Origin of the sequence: Streptomyces sp. RGM 3693, assembly GCF_050471125.1 — a bacterium.
Classification (GTDB): Bacteria; Actinomycetota; Actinomycetes; order Streptomycetales; family Streptomycetaceae; genus Streptomyces.
On sequence record NZ_JBMPPQ010000001.1, the window covers coordinates 3,517,723 to 3,530,346 of the forward strand.

At 72.7% G+C, this 12,624-nt stretch carries 9 protein-coding genes and 1 pseudogene; 4 read left to right on the plus strand and 6 right to left on the minus strand.

Annotated features, from left to right (window positions below; all coding sequences use genetic code 11):
• Positions 1 to 81: 81 nt before the first annotated feature.
• Genes ACO0M4_RS15420 through ACO0M4_RS15430 form a run of 3 tightly spaced genes read right to left on the minus strand, consistent with a single transcriptional unit; the run spans position 82 to position 3,820 of the window.
• Positions 82 to 2,241 carry a xanthine dehydrogenase family protein molybdopterin-binding subunit gene (locus ACO0M4_RS15420; RefSeq protein ID WP_430370734.1) on the minus strand — a complete coding sequence of 720 codons (2,160 nt, stop codon included), beginning with the start codon at positions 2,239 to 2,241 and terminating at the stop codon, positions 82 to 84.
• Entirely contained in the window at positions 2,238 to 3,248 is a 1,011-nt protein-coding gene (locus tag ACO0M4_RS15425; protein WP_430370736.1) for an FAD binding domain-containing protein, read from the minus strand. The genes ACO0M4_RS15420 and ACO0M4_RS15425 overlap by 4 nt, the downstream gene beginning before the upstream one ends.
• Positions 3,245 to 3,820 (minus strand): (2Fe-2S)-binding protein, encoded by a 576-nt coding sequence (locus ACO0M4_RS15430; RefSeq protein ID WP_430370737.1) that lies wholly within the window; start codon positions 3,818 to 3,820, stop codon positions 3,245 to 3,247. The genes ACO0M4_RS15425 and ACO0M4_RS15430 overlap by 4 nt, the downstream gene beginning before the upstream one ends.
• 416 nt (positions 3,821 to 4,236) lie before the next feature.
• Between ACO0M4_RS15430 and ACO0M4_RS15435 the strand changes: the two genes are divergently transcribed.
• Positions 4,237 to 4,815 carry a TetR/AcrR family transcriptional regulator gene (locus tag ACO0M4_RS15435; protein WP_430370738.1) on the plus strand — a complete coding sequence of 193 codons (579 nt, stop codon included), beginning with the start codon at positions 4,237 to 4,239 and terminating at the stop codon, positions 4,813 to 4,815.
• Positions 4,816 to 5,027: 212 nt separating this feature from the next.
• Complete coding sequence (locus ACO0M4_RS15440; RefSeq protein WP_430370739.1) at positions 5,028 to 5,768, plus strand: SDR family NAD(P)-dependent oxidoreductase; 741 nt, start codon at positions 5,028 to 5,030, stop codon at positions 5,766 to 5,768.
• 52 nt (positions 5,769 to 5,820) lie between these two features.
• Here ACO0M4_RS15440 and ACO0M4_RS15445 read toward each other — a convergent pair whose 3' ends face one another.
• Complete coding sequence (locus ACO0M4_RS15445) at positions 5,821 to 6,306, minus strand: pyridoxamine 5'-phosphate oxidase family protein (protein WP_430370740.1); 486 nt, start codon at positions 6,304 to 6,306, stop codon at positions 5,821 to 5,823.
• A gap of 126 nt (positions 6,307 to 6,432) precedes the next feature.
• The gene (locus ACO0M4_RS15450) at positions 6,433 to 7,836 is read right to left on the minus strand and encodes a globin domain-containing protein (RefSeq protein WP_430370742.1); all 1,404 of its coding nucleotides are present in this window, start codon (positions 7,834 to 7,836) and stop codon (positions 6,433 to 6,435) included.
• 169 nt (positions 7,837 to 8,005) lie between these two features.
• Here ACO0M4_RS15450 and ACO0M4_RS15455 point away from each other — a divergent pair, with 169 nt between their 5' ends.
• Positions 8,006 to 8,734: a response regulator transcription factor gene (locus ACO0M4_RS15455; RefSeq protein ID WP_430370743.1), complete on the plus strand. Its 729-nt coding sequence runs from the start codon at positions 8,006 to 8,008 to the stop codon at positions 8,732 to 8,734.
• A 104-nt stretch (positions 8,735 to 8,838) separates the two neighbouring features.
• Here ACO0M4_RS15455 and ACO0M4_RS15460 read toward each other — a convergent pair whose 3' ends face one another.
• Positions 8,839 to 10,524, minus strand: a complete 1,686-nt coding sequence (locus tag ACO0M4_RS15460; RefSeq protein WP_430371395.1) for a GAF domain-containing protein — start codon at positions 10,522 to 10,524, stop codon at positions 8,839 to 8,841.
• A gap of 438 nt (positions 10,525 to 10,962) precedes the next feature.
• Here ACO0M4_RS15460 and ctaD point away from each other — a divergent pair.
• A pseudogene (gene ctaD / locus ACO0M4_RS15465) lies at positions 10,963 to 12,612 on the plus strand (aa3-type cytochrome oxidase subunit I).
• Positions 12,613 to 12,624 lie beyond the last annotated feature (12 nt).

Below are 12,624 nucleotides of genomic sequence, written 5' to 3' on the forward strand. Positions count from 1 at the left end.
GGTGGCACGGTGGGGGGAACGGCGGAGCAGGTCCGCCGAAGACGGTCGCCGCTCCTGGGTGGGAGCGGCGACCGCCGGCTGTCAGCCGCGACCGTCGGACGACTGCGGCAGCGCGCCGTCCCAGGACGTGAGCACCCGGTTCGGGCGGATCGGCAGGTGCCGGTGACGGACGCCGGTCGCGTGCCAGACCGCGTTGGCGATGGCCGCCGCGGCACCCACGATGCCGACCTCGCCGATGCCCTTGATGCCCACCGGGTCGTCCTCGTCCGGGTCGTCCACCCAATCCGCCTCGATGAGCGGGACGTCGGCGTTGGCGGCGACGTGGTAGCCGGCGAGGTCGGGGCCGACGTGGGTGCCCGTGACCCCGTCCCGGACCGCCTCCTCGTGCAGGGCCATGGAGAGCCCCCAGACCATGCCGCCGACGAACTGGTTGCGCGCGGTCAGCGGGTTGACTATCCGGCCGGCTGCGAAGACGCCCAGCATCCGCCGGACCCGCACCTCGCCGGTCGTGACGTCCACCGCGACCTCGGCGAACTGCGCACCGAAGGCGTGCCGTTCACGGGGCGGCAGGGCGCCGATGGCCTCCGTGGTGTCCGACCGTACGGTGATCCCCTCCGGTGGAACGTCGCCGCCCAACGCGAGTTGTTCGCGCAGCGCGCGGGCCGCGAGGGTGACCGCCCAGGACCAGGAGCGGGTGCCCGCCGAGCCGCCGGCGAGCATCGCCGGACCGAAGTCGCTGTCGCCGATCCGAACCGTCACCCGGTCCGGCGGCACCTCCAGCGCGTCCGCGGCGACCAGGGTCAGCGCGGTCCGCGCGCCGGTCCCGATGTCCGCGGCGGTGATCCGCACGGTGAAGGTGCCGTCCGCTTCGGCCGTCACGCCCGCCGTGGACGGACCGGCCAGGGTGGGGAACGAGGCAGCCGCGGTGCCGGTCCCGAGCAGCCAGCGCCCGTCGCGGCGCACCGCGGGTCGCGGGTCGCGGTCGGCCCAGCCGAACCTGCGGGCGCCCTCCTCGAAGCAGGCGAGGAGCTTGCGGCCGCTGTACGGCAGCCCGGAGATGGGGCCCACCGTCGGCTCGTTGCGGGCGCGCAGGGCGATCGGGTCGATGCCGCACCGCTCGGCGAGTTCGTCGAGCGCGGACTCCAGCGCGAACGAGCCCGGCGCCTCGCCCGGGGCGCGCATCCAGGTCGGGGTCGGCACGTCGAGCCGGACCACGCGGTTGACGGTGTGGTGGGCGTCGGCGTCGTACATCGCCCGGGCCACGTCGGCGCTCCGCTCGACGAACTCGTGCACCGTCGACGTCTGGTTCAGCCCCTGGTGGTGCAGGGCCCGCAGTCGCCCGTCGGGGTCGGCGCCGAGCCGGACCCGCTGCGCTGTGGGACTGCGGTAGCCGATCAGCGAAAACATCTGACGCCGCGTCAGGACGACGCGGACCGGGCGGTGCAGGATCGTTGCCGCCATCGCCGCCGCCACCTGGTGCGCGCGGGTGCCCTTGGCGCCGAAGCCGCCGCCGACGTGTTCGGAGCGCACCCGGACCGCGGACGGGTCGAGCGAGAACAGCCGCGCGAGTTCCTGGGCGACGAAGATGCTGCTCTGATTGGAGTCGACGACTTCGAGCCGACCGCTGTCCCAGTACGCGGCCGCGGCGTGCGGCTCCATAGGATGGTGGTGCTCTTCCGGAGTGGTGTACTCCGCGTCCACCACGACGGCGGACGCGGCGAGTTCGGCCGCCAGGTCGCCCTTCTCCTGCTCCGCCGCGGCCCGCGGTGTGCTCTCCGGGACGTAGGTCGCCGGGTGCCCAGTGACGAACGCCACGTCGTGTGGTTCCGTGTCGTACTCGACCACCAGTGACTCGGCGGCCTCCCGGGCCTGTTCGGAGGTCTCGGCGACGACCAGCGCCACCGGCCAGCCGGCGTAGGGCACCCGGTCGTGCTGGAAGATCTGGAGTGCCGGGTCGGGCGGCCCCATCGGGCCGGGGTAGTTCGACTCCAGGGGCTGGGAGTTCCCGTGGTGGAGCACGGTCAGCACGCCGGGCATGGCCAGGACGGGCGCGGTGTCGATCGAACGGATCCGGCCGCGGGTGATGGTGGACACCACCAGCCAGCCGTGGGCGAGCTCGGCGAAGGGGATCTCGGCGGCGTAGCGGGCCGCGCCGGTGACCTTGTCCCGGCCCTCGATGCGGGTGTGCGCGGTGCCGACGGCGCCGGTCACCGGGGTGGTTCCGGTCGTCGTGGTGGTCATCGGGTGGTCTCCTCGGTCCGCCGGGTCTCCTCGGCCAGCTCGGTCAGCACGGCGACGACGAGATTCCGGATCAGCGTCACCTTGTAGGCGTTGCCGGGCAGCGGCTCGGCGGCGGCCAGTTCGGCGTCCGCGGCGGCGGCGAACGCCTCGGCGGTGGCCGGTCCGTCGATCAGCGCGCGCTCGGCCGCGTGCGCGCGCCACGGCCGGGACGCGACTGCCCCGAACGCCAGTCGGGCGTCGCGGACGGTGCCGTCCCGGACGTCGAGGGCGGCGGCCACCGACCCGATGGCGAAGGCGTACGACGCCCGCTCGCGCACCTTGCGGTAGCGGGAGGCGGCGGCGACCGGCGCGGGCGGCAGGGTGATGCCGGTGATCAGTGCGCCGGCCGGCAGTGCGGTCTCCCGGTGCGGGGTGTCGCCGACCGGTAGGTAGCACTCCGAGAGCGGCAACGCGCCCGGCCCGTCCTCGGTGGCGTAGTGGACGACCGCGTCGAAGGCGGCCAGCGCGACCCCCATGTCCGAGGGGTGGACGGCCACACAGTGCGGGGAGGCACCCAGGATCGCGTGGTTGTGGTGCTCGCCTGCGACGGCCGGGCAACCGCTGCCGGGGAGCCGCTTGTTGCAGGGCTGGGACAGGTCGGTGAAGTAGGCGCAGCGGGTCCGCTGGAGCAGGTTGCCGCCCACCGTGGCCATGTTGCGCAGCTGTCCCGAGGCGCCGGCCAGCACCGCCTGCGTCAACGCCGGGTAACGACGCCGCACTTCGGGATGGGCGGCCAGGTCGCTGTTGGTGACCGTCGCCCCGATCCGCAGCCCGCCGTCGTCGGCGATCTCGATCCGGTCGAGCGGCAGCTCCCGCACGTCGACGAGGAGCGCGGGTCGCTCCACGCCGCTCTTCATCAGGTCGACGAGGTTGGTGCCGCCGCCGAGGTAGCGCGCCTCGGGCTCCGCGCCGAGCAGCGCCACCGCGCCCGGTATGTCGGACGCCCGCCGGTAGTCGAATTCCCTCATGCCGCACCCGCCACGTTCGTCTCGTCCGTCGGACCGGCGAGCGCCGAGTCCCCCGCTGCCCGCGCGACCGCCTGCACGATCGACACGTATGCGCCGCAGCGGCAGAGGTTGCCGCTCATCCGCTCCCGGATCTCGTCGGCGGTCAGCGGCGGAACGCCCGCTTCCGGCCGGACGTCGGCGGTGGCCGCGCTGGGCCAGCCCGCGGCGTGCTCCTCGATCGCGGCGATGGCCGAACAGATCTGTCCGGGCGTGCAGTAGCCGCACTGGTAACCGTCGAGGTCCAGGAACGCCTGCTGCACCGGGTGCAGCCGGTCCCCGTCCGCGACGCCCTCGATGGTGGTGATCTCCCGCCCCTCGGCGGCCACCGCCAGCTGGAGGCAGGACACCACCCGGCGCCCGTCGAGCAGCACCGTGCAGGCACCGCACTGCCCCTGGTCGCAGCCCTTCTTGGTGCCGGTCAGATCGAGCCGCTCGCGCAGTGCGTCGAGCAGGGTGGTGCGGTTGTCGACGGGCAGCGTGTGCTTCTCGCCGTTGATCGTCAAGGTGATGGCACCGGCCGTCGATGGGGCCATGAGCTCAGCCTTCTTTCGGGTCTCACGCGTCGAGGGGCGCGCCGGCCCCCGGTCGGGGACGCCGGCCCCCGCAGGAGGTCAGCAGATCGGGCCGTCCCCGCCGGGCGGCATCGGCCAGGCGGAATCGGGTGGTCCGGGCGGACGGGTGGTGCGGTGCGTCGCAGCGTCGGAAGGTGCTGCGGGCAGCGCGGCGGGATGCCGTGGGGCGTGGTGGTGGGACACCGGTCGCGGTGGCCGTCAGGCTCCCCAGCTGGTCTCATCTGCCACTCGTCGGCCGCTATGGTGGTCCTCAAGCGGACAGCTGTCCACTACCGTTGAAACTTAACGGACAGGTGTCCGGTTAGCAAGGCCAATTGTTCGCCACGCTTCACCCGTCAACGAGCCCAACTCACCAGCGCATTCCGGGAGGAGGACGCGTGCAGCATCCCAAGGACGCGCACCTGCGCTCGGACGCGCGACGTAATCGCGACCGCATCCTGGAAGTGGCCCTGACCGAGCTGACGCACGCCGCCGATGTCCCGCTGAGCGCGATCGCCAAGAAGGCCGGCGTCGGACAGGGCACCTTCTACCGCAACTTCCCCAACCGCGAGGCCCTCGTCCTGGAGGTCTACCGCCACGAGGTCCAACAGGTCTGCGACGCCGCGGCGCACCTCCTGGCCACCCAGCCACCGGACCTGGCGTTGCGCGGATGGATGGACCGCCTCGCCCAGTACGCCATGGCCAAGGCCGGCCTGGCCGCCGCCCTGCGCAAGGCCACCACCGCCCCCGGCGCCCTCGCCGCCGTGGCCCGCGGCCCCCTCACCGCTGCCGTCGCCCTCCTCCTGACCGCGAACGAGGAGGCCGGCACCATCCGCCCCGGCGTCACCCCCGAGGACTTCCTCCTCGCCATCGCCGGCCTCTGGCAGCTCGACCCGCACGCCGACTGGCACTCCCGCGCCGGCCGCCTCCTCGACCTCGTGATGGACGGGCTCCGCGCGGGGGCGCCGGGGCGGTGAGGGGCGGGGCCGGGGCGCCGCCCGGCCCTCGGTCCGTACGCCCATGGCTAGGGAGCCCGCCCTACCTATATTTCGCATTGTGGAATGAGAATTTCCCTGAGTGATATTCTAGTGGAACCCGCGCGTCGTCAGGGATCCTCCGCGCGGCCGGCGGCCCGTCGGTCCGCGAGGCGAAGTTCCCTATTCCTGACGTGAGTTGCGTGGAGGTCCGTGTGAGTGAAGAGCGCGTCGCCCTGGTCACCGGTTCGTCATCCGGTATCGGCGCCGCAGTGGCCCGCCGCATGGCGGACGCCGGACTGCGCGTGGTCGTCAACTCGGCCTCGTCCGCCCGAACCGGAGCCGCCCTCGCCGCCGCGCTGCCGGACGCGCTGTACGTTCAGGGCGACATCTCGGACCCGGCAGATGCCCAGCGCCTCGTCGACACCGCGATCGAGAGGTTCGGCCGGCTCGACATCCTCGTCAACAACGCCGGCCAGACCCGCTTCATCCCGCTCGACGACCTGTCCGCCGTCGACGGCGCGGTCTGGCGCGACATCCTCGACGTCAACGTCATCGGCACCTGGCAGGTGACCACCGCCGCCGTCCCGCATCTGAAGGCCACCGGGAGCGGTTCGATCGTCAACATCTCCTCGGTCTCCGGCAGCCGGGCGATGGGCAGTTCGATCCCCTACGCCGTGAGCAAGGCCGCCGTCGACCACATGACGCGGCTGCTCGCCGCCACCCTCGGCCCCGACATCAGGGTCAACGCGGTGGCACCCGGCCTGGTGGACACCCCTTGGTACGACGAGGCCCCGGAGGTGTGGGAGGGCTCGCAGGAGTGGATCACCGCCCACACCCCGCAGCGCCGGGTCGGCACCCCCGAGGACGTCGCCGAGGCGGTCTACGCGCTGGCCCATGCCGCGTACACCACGGGCGAGGTGGTGCGGGTGGACGGCGGTCGGCACCTGGTGTGACCCACCTCCCCACCGTGCGACCAGGAGGACGGCGCACGGAGTTGGACCGGTCCTAGTGCGACAGCCGCACCCCGGTGACCAGGTCCGGGCGGATCCGTAGCGCATGGGCCATCCGGTGGTCGGTCCAGGGGTGCAGCAACGCTTGGTAGTGCGCCAGGTCGTCGGGGTCGGTCACCAGGTGGCAGTAGCCGGTCACTACGACGCTCCAGCCGCAGTGTGTGGCCGGGTCGATGGCGTCGGCCTCGTAGGCGACGACCACCCCCTCGTCCTCCGCGTGTTCGGTCAAGGTGGTCAGCGCCGCCCCCTCGTGGGTGCGGATGATCACCTCGCCGTGGTGGAGGAGGTGGTTCACCGGGCGGATGGCCGGCAGCGCGTCCTGGGTGAAGACGATCCGGCCCAGCGACACGCTGCCCAGCAGCCGGAGGGCCTCGGTGCGGTCCAGTTCGGTGCTGCGGCGGGACGCCTCGCGGTCGGCCCAGGCCCCCAGCGTGGAGTCGGTGGCGGTGCCGGCGGTGTGCCGGGCCGGGATGTCGTTCACGGCGTGCTCCCTGTCCTGTTGACGCTGCTGACGCACTGGCTGCCGGCCAGTAGAAGGCCCCCGGCGGCCGCCCGCCAGGGCCGTTCGGCCCCGCCCCGCCGGACGGCGCACCCGGCCCGGCCCGCGTCACCGTGCCGCTCCGGTCACCGCCTCGTCCGCCGGGCACACGGCGGGGCGGCCGGCCGGCGGGGCCACGGGGTCCGGCACCGGGTCGTGGCGGATGCGGTCGGCCGGCATTCCGACCGCGGTCAGCCGGGCGACCGTGGCACCGACCATGGCCGCCGGACCGCTGACGAAGGCGAGGTGACCGGACCACTGCGCGTCCCGGGCCACCGCCTCGGCCAGCGGACCGTACTCGGTCAGCCGGCCGTCGCCCTCCCCGACGGCGTCCTCGTCCAGCACCCGCACCACCCGCAGCCGTTCGTGCCGCGCCGCCAACTGGGCCAGCGCCTCGGCGTCGTACAGCTCGGCCCGGCTGCGGGCGCCGACGAAGAGGTGCACCCGGCCCGCCCGGCGCAGCGGGAGACCGCCGGCCCCGCGGCGCCGGCCCGCCCACTCCTCCAGCAGCGCCTTGACCGGAGCCCAGCCCGTGCCGCCCGCCACCATCAGCAGATCGCGGGAGTGCTCCTCGTCCGGGAGCGTCATCGTGCCGTGCGCGGGGCCCAGTCGCAGGGTGTCGCCGATCCCGGTGCGGCTGACCAGAGCCTCGCTGACCCCGCCGGAGCCGGTCTGCCGGACGTGGAAGGCCACCTCGCCGTCGGGCCGCGGCGCGGTTGCGAGGGAGTAGTGCCGCCATGCCTGGGGCATCAGGGGTGACTCGACGGCCGCGTACTGGCCGGCCCGGTACGGGTACGGCTCGTGCATCCGGATCCGCAGTACGGCGAGGTCCGGGCGGCGCCGCTCATGGGCGGTCACCGTGCCCTGCCAGCACGGGGGTTCGGCGAGTGCGGCGTCGGCGCCCTCGACCATCGACCCGACCGCGAACCGCAACATCCGCACCCACGCCTGTTCCACCGCCTCGGCCCAGCGGGGCCCGGCGGTGCGCCGCAGCGCCGCACACAGCGCGGCCTCGAACGCCTCGTAGTGCACCGGGCGCACCCCGAGCTTGCGGTGGTCGTGGCCGAGCTGCCGGAAGTAGGCGGCCACCTCGGCGGGGCGGTGCAGATTCTCGATCAGGTACCAGAAGGCGCGGGCCAGGTGCGCGCGCTGGAAGTCCATCGACGCGGGGAACAGCGACCGCAGGTAGGGCCACCGGGCGAACATTTCGTCGTAGAGGTGGGCGATCAGCTCGCCGAACGGCGTGACCAGGTCGAGGTACTGGGTGATCAGCCGCTGGTCCGCGGCGCCGTCGTAGGTGGTGGCCGTTAAGTCCGGCGCGGGGGCCCGGCCCTGCCCGAGGATGCGCCGGCGCAGCCGCATGGCGTCGTGCCGGGCGAGCAGGGCGTGGTACTCGCCACCGACGGTGACCACGGCGGACCGTTCGGACGGCACGGACGAAGTGGAACGCGCGGGTTGGCGGGGCTGCTGCATGGGATCGACCTCCTGACGGGGGCGCCAGTATCGCAACGCCGCACCGTGCCCGAAGGGCCCCGTTCCCTCAGGGCCGTTCGGCCCTTGTGCGGATCGCCGGGCCCGACGAACCTCGTGGTCGGGCCCCTTGTGCCCGGCCGATCCGCGCAGAACCACAGAGCGAGAGTGCATGAACCAGCAGTCCGTCCCCCCTGCCCCCGCCCCGTCCGTCGCCGCCCCGGAAACGCCGCTGCGCGTCTTCATCCTGGACGACCACGAGGTGGTCCGTCGCGGCGTGCGGGACCTCCTGGAGGCGGAGGAGGACATCGAGGTCGTGGGGGAGGCGGGTGACGCCCGGCAGGCCCTCGCACGGGTACCGGCGGTCCGGCCGCAGGTGGCGGTGCTCGACGTCCGGCTGGGCGGTACCGACGACGACCACGAAGGGATCGAGGTCTGCCGGGAGTTGCGGGCCCGGGTTCCGGAGCTGGCCTGCCTGATGCTGACGTCCTTCGACGACGACGAGGCGCTGTTCGACGCCATCATGGCCGGGGCGGCCGGCTATGTGCTCAAGCAGATCGACGGCACCGCCCTGGTGCACGCGGTCCGCACGGTCGCGGCGGGGCAGTCGATGCTGGACCCGCGCACCGCGACGCGGGTGATGGAGCGCCTGCGCGGCCCGAGCCGGGACCAGGCGGCCGAGGCGGAGCCGTCCGAACTCGACCGGCTCTCGCCGCGGGAACGCGAGGTACTGGACCTGATCGGCGAGGGCTTGACGAACCGTCAGATCGCGGACCGGCTGTTCCTCGCCGAGAAGACGGTCAAGAACCGGGTGTCCGCGATCCTGTCCAAGCTGGGGGTGGGACGCCGGGTGCAGGCGGCGATGGTCGTCGAACGGCTGAAGGGGCAGCCGCGGGCGTGAGCGCGGCCTCGCGAGTGCGGCGGGCCTGATCCGCCGCCCCGGTGCGCCGCGAGCCGCGCGGTGCACCGGGGGCCCGGCGGCCGCCGGGACCGCCCCGGACCGGGTCAGTCGGGCAGCGGGACGCACCACACGATGCGGGTACCGCCGTCCTCCGGTGTCTCGACGGCCAGTTGACCGCCGTGCATCTCCGCCCGGGCCCGCATGTTCGCCAGGCCCCCGGTGTGTGGTGCGGCCCCGACACCCACCCCGTCGTCCGTCACCGCCAGCGTCACCGCGTCCGCGGTCACCGACAGTGCCACGTCCAGGTGGCGGGCGCGGGCGTGCCGGGCGGCGTTGCTGAGGGCCTCGGCGGTCACCGCCACGAGGTGCTGCGCCAGATCGTCGGGCACCGCCGCGTCCACCGGGCCGTCGATCCGCAGCGCCGGGGTGAAACCGAGGGGACCGCCCGCCCGCCGCACGGTCTCGGTGAGGTCCCGGCGCAGACTGCGGCCGTCCTTGCCGTCCCCGGTGGTGCGCAGGCCGAAGATGGTGGACCGGATGATCTTGATGGTGGTGTCCAGGTCATTGACCGCGCGGCCGACCCGTTCGGCGGCCTCCGGCCGTTCGATCAACCGGGTCGCGCTCTGCAACGTGATGCCGGTGGCGAACAGTCGCTGGATGGCCAGGTCGTGCAGGTCCCGGGCGATCCGGTCGCGGTCGTGGAGGACCGTCAGCTCCTCCGACTCGGCCCGCCGGCGGGCGAGTTCCAGGGCGATCACGGCCTGGTCGGCGAAGCCCGATATCAGCCTGACCTCGGCGTCGTCGAAGGCGGGTCGCCCGGCCAGGCGGCTCAGCCGCAGCGCACCGCAGCCGGTGTCCACCTGGAGCGGGACGGCGACCGCCGGCCCGTACACCTCCCCGGGCTCCCCGGGCTCCCCGGGCTCCCCGGGCTCCCCGGACTCCCCGGATTCCCCGGATTCCCCGTTGAGAGCCGCCCCGTTCAACGCTTCCGCGGTCCCGGTCCCGCTGCCCGGGCCGAGCGGGTACGCCCGCGGGTCGGCCCGCAGATCGGCGCTGACCACCGGACGGCCGCTGCGGACGGCCATCCCGGGCAGCGAACCGTCGGCCGGTACGCGCAGCCCGGTGATCCGGCTCGCGCCCGTACCGCACGCCACCGTCACCGTCAGCTGGTCCGCGGGCGGGGCCGCCGGCAGCAGGACCGCCGCACAGTCCGCGCCGGCGACCTCCCGCGCCCGCTCGGCGATCAGCCGCAGCACCTCGTCCGCGTCCGTACCGGACAACAGACTGCGGGTGATCTCGCCCAGCGCCTCCAACCACCGCTCCCGGCGGCGGCTCTCGTGGTACATGCGGGCGTTGTCGATCGCCACTCCCGCCGCGGTGGACAGCGTGGTCAGCACCGCCTCGTCGTCCGCGTCGAACGAGCCGCCGCCCCGCTTCTCGGTGAGGTAGAGATTGCCGAACACCTCGTCGCGGACCCGGACCGGCACCCCGAGGAAGGTCCGCATCGGGGGATGGTTGGCCGGAAAGCCATAGCTGTGCGGATGGCTGGTCAGGTCGGTCAGCCGCAGCGGTGCGGGGTTGCGGATCAGTTCCCCGAGGATGCCGTGGCCGCACGGCGTCCGGCCGATCAACCCGATGAGCTCGTCGGACATCCCGACGGGCAGGAACTGCGACAGCTGCCCGTCGCCGACCACGCCCAGCGCCCCGTATTCCGCGTCGGTGAGGGTGACCGCCGCCTCCACGATGCCCCTGAGCACCTGCGGGAGTTCGAGCCCCCGGCCCAGGCTCATCACCGCGTCGAGCAGGCCGCGCACCCGGTCCGGTTCGTGGAGCTGGGGCCCGTGCGGACCGCTCGCGGCCGGTGCGTACTGCTGCGATTCGGACATGACCGTGCTGCTCCCAAAGATCCCGTACGTCTGCTCGGCAGCGTACGTGATCATCGCGGGGGCGCCGGCGGGCACCGGCGCCGACCGGCCATCCGGAGGGGCGTGCCACCGGGCCGGCCAGCCCCGTAGCGAGGGTCGGTCGCGGCCCGGGGGAGGGCTGTTCGGCCCTGGGGGCCGCGGTTGCCGCCGGCTGACGATGTGTCTGCCGGGAAGGGCCGGTCTCCCCCGTGCCGATGGCTCTTCCCGGTCCTGGCCGCTTCCCGGACCGATTCACGTTTACGAGGTGGAGGACACAGCACCGTGGATGGTTGGGAAGTACGGACAACGGCGGTCAGGGAACCGGTGCGCGGCCGGGCCACAGCCCGGCCGCCACGCCGGCACAAGGTGGTGCGGTGGCTGACGACCACCGACCACAAGCAGATCGGGACGCTCTACCTCGTCTCGGCCTTCGTCTTCTTCCTCGTCGGTGGCCTGATGGCCCTGCTGATGCGCGCCGAACTGGCCCGACCGGGCACCCAGATCCTCTCCAACGAGCAGTTCAACCAGGCGTTCACCATGCACGGCTCGGTGATGCTGCTGCTCTTCGCCATGCCGCTGTTCACCGGCTTCGCCAACTGGCTGATGCCGCTTCAGATCGGCGCCCCCGACGTGGCCTTCCCCCGCCTGAACATGCTCGCCTTCTGGCTGTTCCTGTTCGGCTCGCTGATCGCCGCGGCCGGCTTCCTCACCCCTCAGGGCGCCGCGGACTTCGGATGGTTCGCCTATGCGCCGCTGTCCGACGCGGTCCACTCGCCCGGTGTGGGCGCCGACATGTGGATCATGGGTGTGGCGCTCTCCGGATTCGGCTCGATCCTGGGCGCGGTCAACTTCATCACCACCATCATCGGCATGCGCGCCCCGGGCCTGACGATGTTCCGGATGCCGATCTTCACCTGGAACGTGCTGCTGACCGCGGTGCTGATCCTGATGGTCTTCCCGGTCTTCGCCGCCGCGTAGCTCGCCCTGGAGATGGACCGCAAGTTCGGCTCCCACATCTTCGACGCGGCCAACGGGGGCGCCCTGCTGTGGCAGCACCTCTTCTGGTTCTTCGGCCACCCCGAGGTCTACGTCCTCGCCCTGCCGTTCTTCGGCATCGTCTCTGAGGTCATCCCGGTCTTCGCCCGCAAACCGATGTTCGGCTACATCGGCCTGATCGCCGCGACGATCTCGATCGCGGGCCTCTCCGTGACGGTCTGGGCGCACCACATGTACGTCACCGGCGGCGTGCTGCTGCCGTTCTTCTCCTTCATGACCTTCCTCATCGCCGTCCCCACCGGGGTGAAGTTCTTCAACTGGATCGGCACCATGTGGCGCGGCTCGCTGTCCTTCGAAACCCCGATGCTGTGGGCCACCGGCTTCCTGGTCACCTTCGTCTTCGGCGGCCTGACCGGCGTCATCCTGGCTTCCCCGCCGCTGGACTTCCACGTCTCCGACACGTACTTCGTCGTCGCGCACTTCCACTACACGCTCTTCGGCACCGTGGTCTACGCGATGTTCGCCGGGTTCCACTTCTGGTGGCCCAAGTTCACCGGCAAACTGCTCGACGAACGCCTCGGCAAGATCACCTTCTGGACGCTCACCGTGGGCTTCAACCTCACCTTCCTCGTCCAGCACTGGCTCGGCGCCGCCGGGATGCCCCGCCGGTACGCGGACTACCTCGCCGCCGATGGCTTCACCACCCTCAACACCCTCTCCACCCTCGGCTCCTTCCTCCTCGGCCTCTCCTTCCTCTCGTTCTTCTACAACGTCTGGAAGACCGCCAAATACGGCACCGAGGTCGGCTGCGACGACCCCTGGGGCTATGGCCGCTCCCTGGAATGGGCCACCGCCTGCCCGCCGCCGCGCCACAACTTCACCTCGCTGCCCCGGATACGCAGCGAATCGCCCGCCTTCGACCTCCACCACCCCACCATCGACGCCCTCGTCGCGGCCCGCCCCACGGCCGACCGCTGAGGGAGGAAGGAG

Excerpts from the sequence above, each read along its gene's own strand:
- ACO0M4_RS15420 (WP_430370734.1), bottom strand. The coding sequence starts at position 2,241 with ATGACCACCACGACGACCGGAACCACCCCGGTGACCGGCGCCGTCGGC.
- ACO0M4_RS15455 (WP_430370743.1), top strand. The coding sequence starts at position 8,006 with ATGAACCAGCAGTCCGTCCCCCCTGCCCCCGCCCCGTCCGTCGCCGCC.
- ACO0M4_RS15425 (WP_430370736.1), bottom strand. The coding sequence starts at position 3,248 with ATGAGGGAATTCGACTACCGGCGGGCGTCCGACATACCGGGCGCGGTG.
- ACO0M4_RS15450 (WP_430370742.1), bottom strand. The coding sequence starts at position 7,836 with ATGCAGCAGCCCCGCCAACCCGCGCGTTCCACTTCGTCCGTGCCGTCC.
- ACO0M4_RS15430 (WP_430370737.1), bottom strand. The coding sequence starts at position 3,820 with ATGGCCCCATCGACGGCCGGTGCCATCACCTTGACGATCAACGGCGAG.
- ACO0M4_RS15460 (WP_430371395.1), bottom strand. The coding sequence starts at position 10,524 with ATGAGCCTGGGCCGGGGGCTCGAACTCCCGCAGGTGCTCAGGGGCATC.